Source organism: Streptomyces sp. SID12501 (assembly GCF_010550245.1).
Lineage (GTDB): Bacteria > Actinomycetota > Actinomycetes > Streptomycetales > Streptomycetaceae > Streptomyces.
Window position 1 is genome coordinate 343,915 of the sequence record NZ_JAAGLU010000001.1, and the last position, 17,700, is coordinate 361,614.

Annotated in this window: 17 protein-coding genes and 1 pseudogene; 9 read left to right on the forward strand and 9 right to left on the reverse strand. The window is 70.0% G+C overall.

Annotation, left to right across the window (positions count from 1 at the left end; all coding sequences use genetic code 11):
• The first annotated feature begins 5 nt into the window (after positions 1 to 5).
• Positions 6 to 1,037, forward strand: a complete 1,032-nt coding sequence (locus tag G3I71_RS01510) for a hydroxyacid dehydrogenase (protein ID WP_164312009.1) — start codon at positions 6 to 8, stop codon at positions 1,035 to 1,037.
• Positions 1,034 to 2,950, forward strand: a complete 1,917-nt coding sequence (locus tag G3I71_RS01515; protein ID WP_164312010.1) for a DUF2264 domain-containing protein — start codon at positions 1,034 to 1,036, stop codon at positions 2,948 to 2,950. The genes G3I71_RS01510 and G3I71_RS01515 overlap by 4 nt, the downstream gene beginning before the upstream one ends.
• 84 nt (positions 2,951 to 3,034) lie before the next feature.
• On the opposite strand, the gene G3I71_RS01520 is transcribed toward G3I71_RS01515, so the two are convergent.
• Both G3I71_RS01520 and G3I71_RS01525 read right to left on the reverse strand, forming a co-directional pair.
• Entirely contained in the window at positions 3,035 to 3,241 is a 207-nt protein-coding gene (locus tag G3I71_RS01520; RefSeq protein WP_164312011.1) for a hypothetical protein, read from the reverse strand.
• Positions 3,242 to 3,324: 83 nt separating this feature from the next.
• On the reverse strand, positions 3,325 to 3,945 hold the full coding sequence (locus G3I71_RS01525) for an L-threonylcarbamoyladenylate synthase (protein WP_164312012.1): 621 nt from the start codon (positions 3,943 to 3,945) through the stop codon (positions 3,325 to 3,327).
• Between the two features lie 168 nt (positions 3,946 to 4,113).
• On the opposite strand from G3I71_RS01525, the gene G3I71_RS01530 reads away from it, so the two are divergent.
• The 3 genes and pseudogenes from G3I71_RS01530 to G3I71_RS01540 all read left to right on the forward strand — a co-directional run bounded on the left by G3I71_RS01530 (position 4,114) and on the right by G3I71_RS01540 (position 6,085).
• Positions 4,114 to 4,482 carry a DUF6479 family protein gene (locus tag G3I71_RS01530; RefSeq protein WP_164312013.1) on the forward strand — a complete coding sequence of 123 codons (369 nt, stop codon included), beginning with the start codon at positions 4,114 to 4,116 and terminating at the stop codon, positions 4,480 to 4,482.
• A 45-nt stretch (positions 4,483 to 4,527) separates the two neighbouring features.
• Positions 4,528 to 5,355 (forward strand): methyltransferase domain-containing protein, encoded by an 828-nt coding sequence (locus G3I71_RS01535; RefSeq protein ID WP_164312014.1) that lies wholly within the window; start codon positions 4,528 to 4,530, stop codon positions 5,353 to 5,355.
• Positions 5,356 to 5,454: 99 nt separating this feature from the next.
• Positions 5,455 to 6,085: pseudogene (locus G3I71_RS01540) on the forward strand (DUF6629 family protein).
• A 48-nt stretch (positions 6,086 to 6,133) separates the two neighbouring features.
• On the opposite strand, the gene G3I71_RS01545 reads toward G3I71_RS01540, so the two are convergent.
• Positions 6,134 to 7,738 (reverse strand): cation acetate symporter, encoded by a 1,605-nt coding sequence (locus tag G3I71_RS01545; RefSeq protein WP_164312015.1) that lies wholly within the window; start codon positions 7,736 to 7,738, stop codon positions 6,134 to 6,136.
• Positions 7,732 to 8,166, reverse strand: coding sequence for a DUF485 domain-containing protein (locus tag G3I71_RS01550; protein ID WP_164312016.1), 435 nt, complete (start codon positions 8,164 to 8,166; stop codon positions 7,732 to 7,734). The genes G3I71_RS01545 and G3I71_RS01550 overlap by 7 nt, the downstream gene beginning before the upstream one ends.
• A gap of 365 nt (positions 8,167 to 8,531) precedes the next feature.
• Between G3I71_RS01550 and G3I71_RS01555 the strand changes: the two genes are divergently transcribed.
• Positions 8,532 to 8,873 (forward strand): YkvA family protein, encoded by a 342-nt coding sequence (locus G3I71_RS01555; protein WP_164312017.1) that lies wholly within the window; start codon positions 8,532 to 8,534, stop codon positions 8,871 to 8,873.
• A gap of 64 nt (positions 8,874 to 8,937) precedes the next feature.
• On the opposite strand, the gene G3I71_RS01560 is transcribed toward G3I71_RS01555, so the two are convergent.
• Entirely contained in the window at positions 8,938 to 10,302 is a 1,365-nt protein-coding gene (locus tag G3I71_RS01560; RefSeq protein ID WP_164312018.1) for an FAD-dependent oxidoreductase, read from the reverse strand.
• A 316-nt stretch (positions 10,303 to 10,618) separates the two neighbouring features.
• Between G3I71_RS01560 and G3I71_RS01565 the strand changes: the two genes are divergently transcribed.
• Positions 10,619 to 12,586, forward strand: coding sequence for a DUF1996 domain-containing protein (locus G3I71_RS01565; protein WP_164312064.1), 1,968 nt, complete (start codon positions 10,619 to 10,621; stop codon positions 12,584 to 12,586).
• 19 nt (positions 12,587 to 12,605) lie between these two features.
• On the opposite strand, the gene G3I71_RS01570 is transcribed toward G3I71_RS01565, so the two are convergent.
• On the reverse strand, positions 12,606 to 12,884 hold the full coding sequence (locus G3I71_RS01570) for a zinc-ribbon domain-containing protein (protein ID WP_164312019.1): 279 nt from the start codon (positions 12,882 to 12,884) through the stop codon (positions 12,606 to 12,608).
• A 91-nt stretch (positions 12,885 to 12,975) separates the two neighbouring features.
• Here G3I71_RS01570 and G3I71_RS01575 point away from each other — a divergent pair, with 91 nt between their 5' ends.
• Positions 12,976 to 14,019: an isopenicillin N synthase family oxygenase gene (locus G3I71_RS01575; protein WP_164312020.1), complete on the forward strand. Its 1,044-nt coding sequence runs from the start codon at positions 12,976 to 12,978 to the stop codon at positions 14,017 to 14,019.
• Between the two features lie 158 nt (positions 14,020 to 14,177).
• Here the strand turns inward: G3I71_RS01575 and G3I71_RS01580 are convergent, their stop codons facing one another.
• Together G3I71_RS01580 and G3I71_RS01585 are read right to left on the reverse strand one after the other, a co-directional pair.
• A complete protein-coding gene (locus G3I71_RS01580; protein WP_203728977.1) occupies positions 14,178 to 15,047 on the reverse strand; it encodes a LuxR C-terminal-related transcriptional regulator in 870 nt (289 codons plus the stop codon).
• Positions 15,048 to 15,107: 60 nt separating this feature from the next.
• Positions 15,108 to 15,611 (reverse strand): nuclear transport factor 2 family protein, encoded by a 504-nt coding sequence (locus G3I71_RS01585; protein ID WP_164312021.1) that lies wholly within the window; start codon positions 15,609 to 15,611, stop codon positions 15,108 to 15,110.
• Positions 15,612 to 16,009: 398 nt separating this feature from the next.
• On the opposite strand from G3I71_RS01585, the gene G3I71_RS01590 reads away from it, so the two are divergent.
• Entirely contained in the window at positions 16,010 to 16,867 is an 858-nt protein-coding gene (locus tag G3I71_RS01590; protein ID WP_164312022.1) for a LuxR C-terminal-related transcriptional regulator, read from the forward strand.
• A gap of 37 nt (positions 16,868 to 16,904) precedes the next feature.
• Here the strand turns inward: G3I71_RS01590 and G3I71_RS01595 are convergent, their stop codons facing one another.
• Positions 16,905 to 17,618 carry a DUF2993 domain-containing protein gene (locus G3I71_RS01595; RefSeq protein WP_343242806.1) on the reverse strand — a complete coding sequence of 238 codons (714 nt, stop codon included), beginning with the start codon at positions 17,616 to 17,618 and terminating at the stop codon, positions 16,905 to 16,907.
• Between the last annotated feature and the right edge of the window lie 82 nt (positions 17,619 to 17,700).

A 17,700-nucleotide genomic window follows, 5' to 3' on the forward strand; every position in this document is an offset into this window, starting at 1 on the left:
CCCGTATGACCGCGTCCTCGCCGGGCCCCGGCTTCCGCCCCCGTGCCGCCCTCGCCATGTCCCCGGACGCCGCGACCGCCGTCCTCGATCCCGCCTCGCTGACCGCTCTCGCCGCCGTCTGCGACCTCGCCCCGCTCCCGGTCCTCGACGACTTCGGCACGGACCGCGCAGGCGAGATCCTCGCCGACGTCGACCTCCTCGTCACCGGCTGGGGCTGCCCCGTACTGGACGCCGACGTCCTCGCGGCGGCGCCCCGGCTGCGGGCGGTCGTGCACACGGCGGGCAGCGTCCGGCCGCATGTCACCGACGCCTGCTGGGAGCGCGGCATCGAGGTGTCGTCCGCCGCCGCCGCGAACGCACTGCCGGTCGCCGAGTACACCCTCGCGATGATCCTGCTCACCGGCAAACAGGTCCTGGAACGGGCTCACGCCTACGCCGCCACGCACACCCGCGACAACTGGCTGCGCACTTCCCACGAGATCGGCAACTACCGCCGGACCGTCGGCATCGTCTCCGCCTCGCTGATCGGCCGCCGCGTCATCGAACTGCTGCGGCCCCACGACTTCGACATCCTCCTGCACGACCCGTTCGTCACCGACGCCGATGTGTCCGAACTCGGCGTGGAACGCGTCGAGTTGGATGCCCTGTTCGCCCGCTCCGACACCGTCAGCCTGCACACCCCGCTGCTGACCGCCACCAGGGGCCTGGTGAGCCGCTCCCTGCTCGACGCCATGCGCCCCGGCGCCGTGTTCATCAACACCGCCCGGGGAGGCGTCGTCGACCAGGACGCCCTCACCGACGCGGTCCGGGAGCGCCGCATCCGCGCCGTGCTCGACGTCACCGACCCCGAAGTCCTGCCGCCCGACCACCCGTTGTGGAACTGCCCCGACGCACTCCTCACCCCCCACCTCGCCGGTTCCCAGGGCAACGAGTGGCGCCGCCTGGCCGACCTCGCCGTCGCCGAGACGGAGAACTGGGCATCAGGCGCGGGATTCCGCCATCCCGTACGACGCGAAAGGCTGGCCTTCCTCGCATGAGCAGCACGACCCGTATCAGCAGCAGGGGCATCCCCTTCGAATTCCCCACCGATGACCGCGAGTTGAGCCCGCACACCGGCTACACCCGCGCCCACTGGGAGGCCGCGGCGGACGGGCTGCTGGCTGCCGCGTGGCGCTGGAGCACCCCTGGCGGCGCCCTGCTCGACCTGCCCGGCGTCCCGTCGCGCTCGGGAGTGCGCTCCGACGGCCTCGAAGGCTACGCCCGCACCTTCCTCGCCGCCGCCTTCCGGGTGGCGGGCGCGGGTGGCGACGACCCGCACGGCTGGCTCGACCGGTACGCCCAGGGCCTCACGGCGGGCACCCTCACCCCCGGCCGCGCGGACACCGAGTCCTGGCCGCTCATCCTCGACCACGACGTGCAGGGCCAGCCGATGGTGGAGTCGGCCTCCGTGGCCCTCGGCCTCAGGCTGACGGCGCCCTGGCTGTGGAAACGGCTCGACTCCGCCGTACAGGACCGGGCGGAGGCCTGGCTGCGCGGCTCACTGCGGTACCCGCCCGCCCCGAACAACTGGTACCTCTTTCCCTACACGGTCGCCGGTTTCCTGGAGTCCGTGGGGCGCGGTGACGCGGAGACGGCCAGGGCACGCGAGCGGGCCCTGGAACTGATGGAGACCTGGTATCGGGGCGACGGCTGGTACGCGGACGGCGACGGCCGGGCCTTCGACCACTACAACGGCTGGGCCCTGCACCTGTACCCGGTACTCGACGCCCACCTCGGCGACGACCGGGAACTGTCCGCCCGCTACGGCCCCCGCCTGCGCGAACACCTCGACGGCTTCGCGCTGATGTTCGGCGGTGACGGCGCCCCGATCCACTTCGGCCGCTCCCTGTCGTACCGCTTCGCCGCCTCAGCCGCCGTCGGCCTGGGCGCCCTCACCGGCCACACCCCGCTCACCCCGGGCACGAGCCGCCGGCTGATCAGCGGCAGCCTCCGCCACTTCCTGGACCGGGGAGCCCTGACCGATGACGGCCTGCTGACCCTCGGCTGGCACGGCCCGCACCAGGCCACCCTCCAGACCTACTCGGGTCCGGCGTCCCCGTACTGGGCCTCGAAGGCCTTCGTCTCCCTGCTCGCGCCCGCCGACTCCCCGCTGTGGACGGCCCGCGAGGAGCCCGCGCCGGTCGAGGAGGGCGACCGGGTGCTCGCGCTGCCCGCACCGGGGCTGCTGGTGCAGTCGACCCGCGTCGACGGGATCGTACGGCTGCACAACCACGGCAGCGACCACGTCCGCCCGCACGAGGGCGAGACGGCGGCCGAGGACGACCCGCACTACGGCCGCCAGGCCTACTCGACGCACTCCGGCCCGACGGCCCTCGCCAACATCGCCGACAACCACCTTTCCGTGGAGATCGGCGGCCGGGGCAGTGTGCGCCGCCGTATCCACCCGCTGGGCGCGGGCCACGGGGACGGCTGGGGCTGGGCCGCGTCCTGGCACCGCCCGGTCTTCACCGCCGGGCCGCCCATGGTGCCGGGGCTGAAGGTGGAGAGCGTCACGATGGTACGAGGCCGCCACGAACTGCGCGTCCACCGCGTGACCGGCGCTCCGGCCGGCGCACGCGTCACGCACACGGGCTGGGCGACGGGCCCCGAGGAGGAGGTGACGTCGGCACTGCACGGCCTGTACGGCTGGAGCCCCGACGCGGAGGAGGCGCGCGCCCCGCAGGGCACCGCCTACACCCGCTGGGCCCTCGTCCCACGCCTGACCGGCGAGACGTCCGGCACCTCGCTGCACGTGGCCCTGGCGACCCTCACGGCCGACCCGGAACCCCTCGTACCGGAGCGCGTCGTCTCCGGCGTAGAGGTGACCGACACGGCGGTCGAGGTCCGGTGGGCCGAGGACGGTGCCCGAACCAGGATCACCTTCGACCCGCCGGCCGTGCAGCACGGTTAGGGGCGCGGGGAAGTGCGCGACCAGCCCCCACCGGCCCGCGGCGGACGAACTGCACATCTGCGGGGCGCCTGGCAGAGCCGACGGCTAGGGCAACAACTTGTCCATCGCCGCCGTACCCTCCTCCGCCAGCTTCCGCTCCGCCCAGGCGAGACTGCGCGGAGTGAGGTCACGGCCCGTCGCGAGCACCAGGTCCTCGGCGGACGCCCCATGCTCCGCGCCGGTGTGCAGCAGGACGTCGGGGGTCGTGGTGTCGTCGGAGGGAGAGGGCGAATCGGAGTGCTGGATCGGCATGACGTCTCCTTGCTCGGCCGGACCTCCTACCACCATGCACAGCCCGCGCCCTGATCGCACCCCGCACCGCGCCCGGGAGCCCGTCACTCGAACCGTGACGTGTCTCCCGCGCCCCGGCGGACGATCTCGGCCTCGCCGCTGGAGAAGTCGATGACGGTCGTCGGCTCCGTGCCGCAGTCCCCGGAGTCGACGACCGCGTCCACGACATGGTCGAGCCGTTCCTTGATCTCCCAGCCCTGAGTCAGCGGCTCCTTCTCGTCGGGGAGCAGCAGCGTGCTGGACAGCAGCGGTTCGCCCAGCTCGGCCAGCAGGGCCTGCACGACCGCGTGGTCGGGGATGCGCACGCCGACGGTCTTCTTCTTCGGGTGCAGCAGCTTGCGCGGCACCTCGCGCGTCGCCGGGAGGATGAACGTGTAGCTGCCCGGAGTGGACGCCTTCACGGCCCGGAACACGTCGTTGTCGACCTGTACGAACTGGCCGAGCTGCGCGAAGTTCTGGCACACGAGAGTGAAGTGGTGACGGTCGTCGAGCTGCCGGATCGACCGGATACGGTCGATGCCGTCACGGCTGCCGAGCTGGCACCCCAGCGCGAAGCAGGAGTCCGTCGGATACGCGATCAGCGCGCCGGAGCGGATGCTGTCGGCGACCTGACTGATCGTGCGGGGCTGTGGGTTGTCGGGATGGACGTCGAAGTACCTTGCCATCCGTCGAGCTTATGCCGTCGCGTCACCGAACCCGCGCAGCCCCTTCCCGGCGCCCGGACAGCGGGGCTCCGGCCGCACCCCCGTGCCCGTGTCCTTCCGGCAGCCGGGTTGTGGCTGCCGGGGACGGGCCGTGTGAGTAGTCGGCCGGTTCCGGGGCACTCGGCGGCCATGAACACGGCAGAAGCAGCAGCAGAGGCGGGACAGGTACTCGCCGCATCGAGCAACGTACTCAATGTGATCGCCGCCTTCGCCGGTGGCCTGATCGTGGTGGCCCTGCTGATCTGGGCCGTCCGGCTGGGAGTGAAGGTCAAGGAGGCGGAGTCGCCCCCGCCCAGGCCGGAGGAGCAGCCCCGGTTGCCGGAGACCGGGCCGGTGCACGAGGAGCGGGAGATGCGCGAGCCCAACGAGGTGCCGCACACCTCGGAAGAGGGGGTGCGGATCGATCCGCACAACCTCGATCCCTCCGGCTCGAAACGCGGCGAGGACCAGACCCGCCCGCGTTGGTCGTCCGGCAGCGGCGGCTCCGGTCGGAAGTGACCTTTCTGGTGGTCCCCGCGTGAACCGGCTCATAGAGTGGGCCGCATGGGGGAAACACCACACACACGGCCCACCTCCGAGTTCCACGCGCGCAACTTCTCCACGGCGGACGTCGGACGGCTCGTGGCGGGCCTTGACGCGCAGGACGGGGCCGACGGCGTGCGACGGTTGCGTGCCTGGGCGCAGAGCGCACTGAACCCGCTCCCGGGCGAACACGTGATCGACGTAGGCAGTGGCACGGGCTCGCAGACCCTGGCTCTGGCGGCGGCTGTCGGCCCGTCCGGCGACGCCGTGGGCATCGAGGCGAACCCCGCGCTGCGCGAGGTCGCCGAACAGCGGGCGGCGGCGGCCGGCGGTACGGCCCGATTCCTGGGCGGTGACGCGCTCGCCCTCCCGCTGCCCGACGCCACGGTGGACGCGGTCTGGTGCGAGCGGGTCCTGCAGCACCTGTCCGAACCGGACAAGGCCGTCGGCGAGATCGCGCGGGTCCTGCGCCCCGGCGGACGCGTGGTGCTCATCGACTCGGACTGGGCGACCGCCCTCCTGCACCCCGGTGATCCCGACGCGGTGGCCGCCCTCATGGCGGGCACCCTGGCCGCGGCGGCCAACCCGCACTCCGGACGCCGGCTCCCGGACCAGCTGTCCGCCGCGGGGCTCGTGATCGACGACCAGGGCTCGCAGGCGCTGCTCCAGGACAACACGACGGTGCCCTGGCCCCTGGTCCGCATGATGGGCGAGTCGACCGTGCGGCGCGGACTGATGACCGAGGAACAGCGTGACCGTCTGTACGCGGCGCTGACCGAGGCCGCGGAGCGGGGCGCGCTGCACATGTCGGTGACGATGTTCGCCGTGGTGGCGCACCGCCCCGCCTGACCTGCACCGGGGTGTCGTCGGCGCCCGGCATGCGGCCGGAGTCGTGTCGTGGTCCGCTGTGAGGCCGAGGCCTCTGACGACGGACCCTGTGGCGGCGTGATGTGCTGGAGTGCGACGGCTGATCTGGTGGCGGGCGCGGGTATCGCCGCCGTGGGCGTGGCGAGCGTGACAGCGGTGGCCCGGGCGGGCCGAGGCCGCGATCTGCCGCTGGCCGCGCTGCCGTTGCTCCTGGGGGCGGCACCAGGTCGTCGAGTCCCTGGTCTGGCGCGCGGACGGCGGAACCGGCCCTGGAACCATGGTCTGGGCCACCATCGCCCTCCCGCTGCTCGCCCTGTGGGTGCCGGCGGCCGTCCTGTGCGCGGCACCCAGGAGAGTGGGACACCGCCTCCTGCTGCCGCTGGCCGTGGGCATCGTGACCAGCACGGCATTCGCCTACAACCTGGCGACCCACCGGGTGACGGCGGACATCCGCGGCCACACGGTCGGGTACGGCATCCAGTTGTCCCACTCCGGACCGCTGATCGCGGGTTATCTGCTCGCCACGGTCGGGTCCCTGCTGCTCTCCGGTGACCGCCGTCTGGTGCTGTTCGGATTCCTGGCCGGGGTGGGCGCGCCCGTGTGCTGGGCGCTGTGGCGACTGGAGTTCATGTCGACCTGGTGCGCCCTCGCCGCGCTCTGCTCCCTGGTCCTGCTGGGTTGGGCACGCGGACGCCCGCTGCCGCGGCGCTGACGCGGCCGGCCCGAGGGGAGCCTGACCGCGCCCAGAGAGCCGTACGCCCTACTCGGTGTCGGCCCCGGCTCCGACGAGCGCGCGGACCTCGAACTCCTCGTACGAGGAGGCCTCCTGACGATGCGTCAGGACCGTGCCGAGCCAGCCGAGGAAGAAGCCCGCCGGGATGGAGACGATGCCGGGGTTCTGCAGCGGGAACCAGGCGAAGTCCGCCGACGGATAGATGGAGGAGGAGGTCGACGAGACCACCGGTGAGAACACGACCAGAAGCACCGAGCAGGCCAGCCCGCCGCACAGGCTGAGCAGCGCGCCCCGGGAGTTGAAGCGGCGCCAGAACAGGCTGTAGAGGAGGGTGGGCAGCAGAGCGGACGCGGCGATGGCGAAGGCGAGGAAGGCGAGCGTCGAGACGTTGGTCTCCCACGACAGCAGGGCCAGTGCCATCCCCAGCATGCCGATGAGCACCGCAGCCAGCCGGGCCGCGCCCAGTTCCTCGGCCTGGGTGGCGCGCCCCTTGCGGATGACCTCGCCGTACAGGTCGTGGGCGAGGGACGAGGCCGCCGCGAGGGTGAGGCCGGCCGCGACCGCGAGCAGCGTGACGAAGGCGAGGCAGGACAGGAGCGCGGTGAGTATCCCGCCGCCGATGGACTGCGCGAGCAGCAGCACGGCCGCGTCGCCCTTCGGGTCGGTGTCGATGATGGAATCGCGGCCCACGAGGGCGGTGGCGCCCAGGCCGAGGACGCAGGCCGCCAGACAGACGAAGCCGACCAGACCCGCTGCCCACACGACCGAGGAGCGCAGGACGTCGGTGGAGCGCGGGGCGAGCAGTCGCATCATCACGTGGGGGAGCGCGGCGAGACCGAGCACGATGGCCAACTGGAGGCTGAGGAAGCCGAGTTTGCTGGTGGTGCTCGCGCCGTAGCGCAGACCGGGCTCCAGGAACCGCTGGCCGAGGCCGCTGTTCTCGGTGGCGGCCGCCAGCAGCGCGTCGAGGTTCCAGTCGAAGCGGTGCAGCACCATGACGGCCGTGACGGCGACGCCGGATATGAGCATCACGGCCTTGACGATCTGGATGAACGTCGCGCCGGGCATACCGCCGAGGGAGGCGTACACGATCACGATGGTGCCGATGACGACGACGCACAAGGTGCGGGTGGTGGTGCTCGGCACACCGGTGAACTGGGTCAACAGGGCGACGCTGCCCACGAGTTGGGCCACCAGGTAGAGGCAGCAGATGGTCAGGGTGCAGATGGACAGCGCGAGCCGGACCGCCCGTCCACCCTGGGGCAGCCGTAGCGCCAGGGTGTCCCCGAGGGTGAACCGGCCGGAGTTGCGCAGCGGTTCGGCGATCACCAGGATCACCATCATCCAGGCGACCGTGGTGCCGCACAGGTACAACAGCCCGTCGTAGCCGGTGAGGGCGACCAGCCCGGTACTGCCGAGCAAGGTCGCGGCCGAGAGGTAGTCCCCGCACATCGCCAGCCCGTTGCGAAGCGGCGACATCTCCCTGTTGCCGAGATAGAACTCGGCGACCTCGTCGCGCTGCGGGGCGATCAGCAGCGCGGCGAACAGCGTGACCACGACGACCGACAGGAACAGTACGAAGGTCAGCTGCCGGCTGAACGGGTCGACGACTCCGGCACCGATGGTCACCACCTGCGGTACTCCCTCGCGCTCTGCGGACGGGCACCGGTCCGCTCGGCGGGACGGTGCTGCCCGGTCGGGGGCTGCTCCAACCGGGCTCGCAGCCCCCGGGCGACCGGATCGAAGCTGGTGCGCATGCGCACTACGTAGCGCCAGACGGTCACCACCATCACCAGGAACTGCCCCAGCCCGAGCGCCAGTCCGAGGGTGAAATGACCGGCGAGTGGCTGATTCATGATGCCGGGTGCGAAGTTCGACAACAGGACGTACAGCAGGAACCCGCCTACGGCGAGCGCCGTCGACCTCGCTGCGAAGCGCCGGTACCCGTTCCGTAACGACTGAAATTCAGGATGGCTGTGTATCACCCGTCCCGGAGTGGGTTCGGTGTATTCGGTGCTGTATGCGGACGGCTCGCCCGGCCGCGTGAAATAATTGGACATAAACGCACCCTCTTCGCTGCATTATGTCGCGCATCCAACTCTTCCGAGCCGTCGGTCATCCAGCTCACCCAGGGGTGGCGACGGGTTAGGGAGCGGATTATGGCAGCGGCGCTCAGGAACAATCAACGCGCTGTGAATTACTATTGAATACTGGCTCATTCGCGCTTCTCCTGGGCGCTTTGCCGTCCGGCACAACCTGCGGAAATCCGCCGCGGCTGGATAAGGTCCGTACTATCCCCATCCCGGACTGTCTCAAATACGCCGTGCCGGAGAGGTGCGTAGGCCGCGGTGTGGAGACGTGGTGAAGGGGAAGTCGAGGGGTAGGAAGGTCAGAGCAGAGGCACACACGGAACAGCGGAGGGGCGATGGATTCCACCACGACAGTCATCCTGATCGTCGGGGTCCTGGCGGCGGCCGCACTGGCCGTGGCGGGCACCCTGCTGGTCCGGCTGGTCCGCACCCGCCGGGACCTGCGCCGCGCGGGACTGCCGACGGGCTCACGCTGGGTCTTCTGGGGTGCGGTCGCCTACCTGGTGCTCCCGACCGACCTCGTGCCCGATCCCGTCTACCTCGACGACATCGGCGTACTTCTGCTGGCACTGCGCAGCATGCGCAACCAGGCGCGGGAGTTCGGCATCGGAGGGCAGTCCGAATCCGTTGCGATCGGCGGCCAGGATCCAGTCGGCCGCCTGGACAAATCCAGCTGAGGAACGACGAAGGCTCGGCTCGCGGCACCCCGCGAGCCGAGCCCTTCTGCTGTTGCGGCGCTGCTTACGCCTCGCTGGCCCGGAGCATGTCCTCGCGCTCGACGAGCTTCACGCGCTCGCGTCCCTGGGGCTCGCCCAGGGCCTTCTCCGCGGCGTCCAGCCGGTGCCAGCCCTCCCACGTGGTGAAGCGGACGTCCCGCTCTCCGAGAAACGCGTCCACGGCCTCGGGGGCGGGCGAAGCCGGCTCGGGCAGCCGGCCGTTCGCGTAGTCGTCCAGCAGGTTGGCGACGGTCTCGTTGGCGTCGCCCTTCGTGTGCCCGATCAGCCCGACGGGGCCGCGCCGGATCCAGCCGGTGACGTACATCGACGCGAGGTGCTCGCCGGTCTCCTCGATCACCCGGCCGCCCTGATCGGGGACGGTGCCCGACCCGACGTCCCAGGGCAGCTTGGGCAGCTTGTCGGACAGGTAGCCCACGGCACGGTAGACCGCGCTCACGTCCCAGTCCTTGAAGGCGCCGGTGCCCTTGACGTTGCCGGTGCCGTCGAGAGCGGTCCGTTCCGTACGCAGACCGACGACCCGGCCGTCCTCGCCGAGGATCTCGGTGGGCGACTCGAAGAAGTGCAGGAACAGTTTGTGCGGCCGGTCGCCGATGTCGCGGATGGCCCAGTTCTCCAGCGTCTTGGCGACCATGTCGGCCTGCTTGTTGCCGCGCCGGGCCGCGATCGAGCCGTCGTCGTAGTCGATGTCCTCGGGGTCGACGATGACCTCGATGTTGGGGGAGTGGTCCAGCTCGCGCAGCTCCATCGGGCTGAACTTGGCCTGCGCCGGGCCACGGCGGCCGAAGACGTGCACCTCGAGCGCCTTGTTGGCCTTGAGTCCCTCGTGGACGTTCGGCGGGATCTCGGTCGGCAGCAGTTCGTCCGCCGTCTTGGCGAGAATCCGCGCCACGTCGAGCGCGACGTTGCCGACTCCGAGGACCGCGACCTTCTCCGCGTCGAGGGGCCACGTGCGTGGCACATCCGGGTGTCCGTCGTACCAGGAGACGAAGTCCGCGGCCCCGTACGAGCCGTTCAGCTCGACGCCGGGTATGTCGAGGGCCCGGTCGGCAGTGGCCCCGGTGGAGAAGATCACCGCGTCGTAGAAGGCGCGCAGATCGTCCAGATTGATGTCGCCCGGGTAGTCGACATTGCCGAAGAGACGGATCTGCGGCTTGTCGAGCACCTGGTGCAGGGCCGTGATGATGCCCTTGATGCGGGGGTGGTCGGGGGCGACGCCGTAGCGGATCAGCCCGAACGGGGCCGGCATCCGCTCGAAGAGGTCGATGGACACGCCGGGCTCCGCGGCCACTGCGGACTTCAGCAACGCGTCGGCGGCGTAGATCCCGGCTGGGCCGGCTCCGACAATGGCCACCCGCAGAGGGCGAGGCATGATCAGGTTCCCTTCGAGTGATGACAAGAGATCTTCGAAGGAAGCCTAAACTAAGGCAAGCCTAAGCTAGTACGGGGGTCGGGGTTATGAGCTCATAAACTGGACTTATGGGTCTGGGAGACCCTCCTGGTCGCCGTGTTTCCTTAGAGGTTCCTATGAATCCGCGTGGCGCTTGAACGCGCGTGAGTCCGTCTGCGTATGGGACTGGGGACATTTCCATGTCGAATCGGCCAGGAAGCGGAGTACTTCCGTGGGACGAAACACGCGCAGACGCCCAACAGGCCCCCGCCGCGCCACCTTTGCGGCGGTCGCCCTGATGCTCGGCGGAGGTGGACTGGTCGTGGGGAACGTGTACGCCTCGGCCACCGAAGGAGGTCAGGGCGGCGACTCGGCCCAGCGGAGCGGAACCGACCGGACGCTGTCCTCGGGAGCCGCCACGATCGACTGCCCCGATGTCGGCGACCAGTTGGCGTTCGTGCCGGACGAGGCCCGGTCTGAGGTCGACGGCGAACTCGCCGCCCTGGACCAGCAGATCGCCGAGGCCTATCAGCGGCTGCAGGAGTCGACGCAGGCGATGCAGCAGGACAGCGGCTTCGCCGACTCGGCGATCATGAGCCCGCTGAAGGAGAAGCGGGCCGCGACCATCGAGCGCATCGCCATCGCCATCGACCGGGTGGGCGACCGCCCACAGGGAATCGAGGATCTGGCGGCCTGCGAGTTCCGTGCCTCCGGCAATCAGTCCGGGGAGTGGCAGGACCAGAACGGCGACAGTCAGGACGGTCAGGGCAACCAGGACGGTCAGGACCAGGGTGATGGTCAGGGCGACGGCCAGGGTGATGACCAGGGCGGCCAGGAGGACCAGCAGAGCGGCAACGGTGGCCAGGCCGGGAACGGGCCGGTCGCCGGCGACTTCGCGGACATCACCTCGGTCCAGCCCGACGCGCAGTTCCCGTCCCCGGAGAACAACGCCTCCCGGGGCACCTTCGCCACCAGCTGCGGTGTGAACGCGAACGGCCTGTTCAACTCGGACAACGTCATCGTGGCTCCCGGAGTCTCCAACGGCGCACACCACTTCCACGACTACGTCGGCAACCAGTCCAACGACGCGTTCGCGAGCAACGACGACCTGGCCGAGGCGCAGACCAGTTGCGTGGACCAGGGCGACAGGTCCTCCTACTTCTGGCCCGTCCTGCGCCTGCAGAACGGTGCGCAGGAACAGGACGCCCAGTCTCCCGGCGGTGGCATCGAGGGCAACGCCGGTGAGATCGTCACGCCCGCGCAGGTCACGATGACGTTCGTGGGCAACCCGCGCGGCCAGGTCGTGGCCATGCCCAAGCTGCTGCGCATCATCACCGGCGACGCCAAGGCGTTCGTCAACGGCAACGCCAACGTCAACGCCTCCTGGAGCTGCACCGGGTTCGAGGACCGGCAGCTCAAGGACAAGTACCCGCTGTGCCCCCAGGGCAGCGACGTGGTGCGCACGTTCAGGTTCCAGAGCTGCTGGGACGGCAGGAACATCGACAGCGCCAACCACCGCACCCACGTGGCGTTCGCCGACGCCGCCGGAAACTGCGCCAACGACTTCCAGGCGATTCCGCAGCTGGTGCAGCGCATCGTCTACGACGTCGACGCGCCGAGCCTTCAGGACGGCGGCCGTACGGTGCCACTGTTCGCGGTCGACTCCTTCCCCGAGCAGCTGCACAAGCCGGTCACGGACCACGGGGACTTCATCAACGTCTTCGACGAGGACCTGATGCGGGAGATGGTCGACTGCATCAACACCGGCCGGCAGTGCGGCGCAGGCTCCTCGAACGGCGAGGACCCGGGAGACAGCCCGGCGCCGACTCCCGACCCGCCGTCCGGTGGGACCGACGAGCCGACCGCCGACCCCACGGTCACCCCGAGCGACGACGAGACCCCGGAGCCCTCGGACTCCCCCTCGTCCCTCCCGAGTACGCAGGAGCCGGACCCGGCGAGCGCGACTCCCACCAAAAAGCCCGTCGAAGCCGAGCCCAGGGCCTACACATCGCCGCCGGCCACCCAGCGAGCCGAGCCGGCCGCGTCGTCGACGGACGACGCCGACGGCCAGGCAGGTGGCGCGGCGACCGCAGGCGAAGGAAACGGCAACAGCAACGGTGACGTCTCCGTCCCACAGACCGAACCACAGGCCGTCACCGGTGATCTCGCCGACACGGGAGCCCAGCTGTGGCCGGCCGCGCTCGGAGCGCTTCTCCTGATCGCCGGCTTCCTGATGCTGCGCCGTATCCGGCAGGAATCACGATGACGGCCCCGGGAGCCTCTGCTCAGGGCCGGTAGGACTGCTGCGGCGGCGTGTCGGTCCGGCCACCGGCGCCGGCACCCTGCAGCTGCTCCGCCTGTTCCTTGGTCACCTTCTGCTCCGCACCGCAGAAGGTGCACTGGGTCGTGTACTTCGTCGAGAAAGGGAACAGGGGCACGAAGAACAGAGTGAACTTGGTGACGCGCTTCCGGAGCGCGTGCGCGGAGGGATTCCCGCACTGGCCGCACACCAGCGTGAGTATCGCGAGCTGGTAGAGGTATCCCTTGGTGCCAAAAATGATCATGTCGTAAGTCCTGTCGTCGGTGCGTCTGTTGTCGTCCCGGCCCCCTCAGAAGGGGGTAGTGGATTATGTACGTCCGGTTCATGGTGGGGGCATGACCGAACTGCGGACTTTCCCTCTGCCTCCGACCGTCGAAGGCAGTGACGCCGACCGGTTACTCGGTCAGGCGCTCGTCGCCGCCTGGCAGGTCGACGGTATCTTCCAGATCCAGGCCACTCCCGACCAGGATGCGGCCACCGGACGGGCCCTGGACGCGTCCAGGGCCTTCGCCGGCCTCCCGCTCAAGGAGAAGGCCCAGTACGTCTCCGACCTCACCTACAGCGGATATGTCGCATCCGGTGAGGAGGAGACGGCCGGGGAGAAGGACGGTTCGGAGATCTTCACCGTCTGTCCTGACATCCCCGAGGACGACCCCCGCGTCCTCGACAGGTGGCCGTGTCACGGCCCGGTCCCCTGGCCGTCCGTCGAGTACGCCGCGGCCATGAAGGACTACATGATCGTCGTCGGAGATATCGGCCGCCGTCTGCTCCAGCTGACCGCGCTGGGCCTCGGCCTGGACGACATGGACCACTTCACGCGGCTCACCGACGACGGCTGGCACCACATGAGGGTGCTGCGCTTCCCGTCGGCCGACACCACCTCCGAGCGCGGTATCGGCTCCCACACCGACTACGGTCTCCTCGTCATAGCGGTCCAGGACGAGGTCGGCGGCCTCCACATACGGCCGCCCGTCCCCGGCGAGACCCGGGGGCGCAACTGGCTGCCCGAGGAGTCCATGGCCGGGCGCCACGAGAACGAGGATCCCTGGACCTTCGTCCCCCCGACACCCTCGGTCTTCACCGTCTTCCCCGGCGACATCATGCAGTTCATCACCGGCGGAAGCCTCCTCTCGACCCCGCACAAGGTGCGCCTGGCCGACCGTGAGCGATTCGCCATGGCGTACTTCCACGAGCCGTCGTTCCAGGCCGTCGCCCGCCCCCTGGGCGCGCCCGAGGCGGACGACCTCATCCACTACGGCACGCACTTCACCAACATGTTCATGCGCTGCTACCCCGACCGCTCGACCACCGCGCGCATCGAGCGGGAGGACCGGCTCGCCGTCCTGGAGCGGCTCCGCAAGGAAACTCTCAACTCTTGAACCGCGCGTGCCGCGTGCCAATGGCTCCGGCGCATTCTGAAGCCGTCCAGCCGCCGCCGGGCGGCCCCCGGGTGGCTGGACGGCTCCAGAATGCGCCGGGACTCGGAAACCGCGCTTTCCCGTCCCTGGCTTTTTGTTCGCACGGGCCTTTTCTGTTCTCAGGGCAGTAGACCCAGTCGGCGGGCGGTCATGACCGCCTCCAGGCGCGAATGGCATCCCAGCCTGCGCATCGCGCTGCGCAGATAGCTCTTCACGGTTTCGGCCCGAAGGCCGAGTTCATTCGCCACGTCGGTGTTGGTCCGCCCCAGGGCGACGCATGACAGGACGTCGAGTTCTCGCGAGGAGAGGACCGGGCCGGCGGAGCGCCGGGAGACGGGGGCTCCGGCGTCGGCCAGTTTGTCGCTCAGCGCGGCGACCCGGTCCCGCAGGTCGCTGTCCGTGAGGTGCTGGGCGAGAACCCGCAGCTCGGCGTACGCCTCGCGAATCGTCTCCCATCGAGGGGACGCCGACTCCGCTGCACGGTCGGCGGCCACCCCGGGCTCGTCGAGACGGCCGAGGCGGCGGGTCACCTCGTCGCGCACCGCCAGGTTCTGTTCCAGCGCGCGGGCGGTGTCCATGACGGCGTCGACCGTCCGGTCGCCCAGCCCGACGGACTGGCGGACCGCGCCGTACATCACCGCCCGTACCGTCCGGTTCACCACGACGGGGGCCGCCACGACGGCACGAATGCCCTCGGCGGCGACCATCAGGTCGTAGTGATGGCTGATCCGCCTGGAGTTCGCGTAGTCGTTGACCGCGATGGGGCGGTGCAGAGCCACCGCCTTGCCGCCCAGCCCCATGCCGAACCCGAGGGTCAACCCCATCAGGGCTCTGGTCGAGTTCCCGGCGAACTCGGTGAGCTGGGCGTGCCGCCCTCTGGTCACGACGCCGCCGAAGGTGAGGTCCACGCCGGTGGTGTGACGTAACGAGTCGATGGCCCGCTTGAGTTGACGGTCGTCGTCCGAAACGGGGGGTGGTTTCACTGTCATACGGTTTCCTCGGTCTGCGCGGGAGCCCAGTCTGCTCCCGACGTGCCGTGCTGCGTGGGGTCAGCGGCCGGTTGGGGGCGTGAGGACGCGGTCCTCGGTCCAGTCGACGGTCAGTTCCCGGCGGATGAAGCGCCAGGCTCCCGTCGTACGCCGGTAGGAGTCGCGGTAGCGGATGGAGCGCACGCGCATTCTGGCGGCGTCGGCATGGGCGGCGTACATCTCGTGCGCGAGGCAGTCGGTCTCTCCCGAGGCGCTGTCCCCGGCCAGCCGGACGGTGTGGCTGCCGACGAAGTGCGTGGTGACGACGCACGGCGCCAGCACGGACAGCACGCTCGCCCAGCCGTCCCGCCCGTCGAGGACGAGGGGCGGACAGCTGGTGCCTGCCGGGGGGTTCAGAACCAGTTCGCCGTCCTCGTCGAACAGCGAGGCGAACAGCTTCGGGTTCTGCCGGTCCAGGGCGGACGCGTAGGTGTCGACGAGCCGGCGCAGATCCTGCCGGTCCCGCGCCCCGTCCTGCCAACCGGCTTTCGTCTCGGGTGAGTTGCTCAGTTCGGTAGGTGCCACATGTACCGCCAGACGAATGTGGGGGGGTTTTTCCGCGGCGCCGATATCAGCTGCCGGTGCTCTGCGAACGGGCTCTTGGCCGCCGGGTGCGCAGGGGGTGGCGCGCGGCCCTGGAGGCGGGTCATACAGTTGTACATCCCGTTCTGTGGACCGGGAAGCGGCTTTCTACTGGCACCACCATGAGGCAAACCGTGTCACCCAGCTACCCCCGGATGAGGGGGTCCCGCGTGTGGGCTCGCCACTTCGGTCAAAGCTGACGATCAGTCAACTGTGTTTTGTCACGCGACTCTTGACGTCGAAGGGCGCTTGCAGAACTGTTCTCCTGATGGCGGGTGAGCAGCCTCTCGGCGTACAAGGAGGGGCATGGAGCTGCCGTGAGACAAGGAGTCGACCCGGTCGTGTTACCGGCGGAAGACAGCGCGGAGGCCGCCGCTGCCCGTGCCGCGGTTCTGGCGCTGCGCAGGGACAGCGGGATGCCTGTCGCGGGTGCGGCCTGGGTCGTCGGCCCGCAGTCGCTGCAGATCGGTGAGGCCAGCGGCGTGAAGTCGCCGTGCCGCCGGGGGTTCCCTGTGCCGGCGGGCGCCGGACTGATCGGGCAGGTGTTGACGACACGTCGGCTGGCAGCGGTGAGCGACTATCGGTCGGCCCAGCAGATCAGCCATGAGTACGACTCCTTCGTCGCGGCGGAGGAGGTGCGGGCAATGGCCGCGGCTCCCGTGATCGTGGGTACCACGGTACGAGCCGTGCTCTTCGTGGGGTCGCGTGACGCCGTACGGCTGGGTGACCGGGTACTGACCGCGGTGACGGCGGCGGCACGCGACCTGGAGCAGTTCCTCGCGACCCACGATCACGCGCACCGGCTCCTCTCGGAGGTCCGGGCCGTGCGGAGCCCTGCCTCGCCCCGTGACACGGTGGCCTTGGAACAGGTGCACGAGGTGCACACCGAGCTGCAGGACCTGACGGCGACGATCGGCGAGGGCCACCTCAAGGAGCGCTTCCACGAGGTGTGTTCCCTGCTGGAATCGGGCTGCTGCTCCGAGCGGGCATCACACGGGCCTGCGGCGCGTCTGTCACCACGGGAACTGGACGTCCTGGCCGCGGTCGCCGCGGGCTGCACCAACCTGGAGATCTCCAGCCGGCTCGACATCGGGCTGGAGACCGTGAAGGGCTATCTGCGTTCGGTGATGCGCAAGCTCGGCACCGGCACCCGGCTCGAAGCCGTCACCGCGGCCCGCCGGGCGGGCCTGCTTCCGTAGAGCCGCGCTCCGCGGGTTCCCTCCCGCGCTGTTCGCCTCAACCTCCGAAGCGCGACGAGCCGAGCGTCACCTGGTGACCGACGAGGCTGATCTCGACGCCGTCCGCGGTGGCGCGCGCCGCTTCGAAGTTGACGCCCTCCGGCAGGCCTACCCGCCAGACGTTTCCGGCGCTTTCGACACCGGGGACCGTCAGGGAGAGTTCTGTGCCCTGCGCCAGGAGTGTTCCCGTGGCGTTCAGGGCCGTCCCGCCGACCGTTCCCGAGACCTTGACGCGTGCCGCCTGGCCGTTCGATCCCGGCGCCCGGGAGACCTGCAACGGGCCGCCGTCGCGCGTGAGCCGCGACAACACGCCGGACAGTTCCTCGTACGAGAGGGTCAGGGTGCCGGTGACGAGGTTCGCTTCGGCGCTGCGCGCGGTCAGTGATGTCACCCGCACACCACGCAGGTCCAGGTGGAGACGGTCGACGTGCAGATAGCCGCCCTGGAGGTTGGACGTGGTGTCGATGGTGAACCGGCTCGCGGTCAGCTTCACATGGCCGAAGTTCTCACCGGCCGCCTGGGTCAGGAAGGGAAAGCCCTCGATCGTCACGTCCACGTGGCCGTCGGTGGTGTTGGCGTAGCCGTACTTCTCCTCGGCGAGCTGTGTCGCTTCCTTGTCGGCGTAGTGCACCGCGGTGCGGTCGGCGGCCGTGAACAGCGCGGCGAGCACCACGACCGTGATCAGCAGAACCTTCACCCATCGACGTCTCACGCCGATCCCCCATGCTGTGGTGAGCCGAGTACTGGGCGCTCACATGGAGGCCGGAGGCGACTCCAGGGTGCGGTTGGGCATG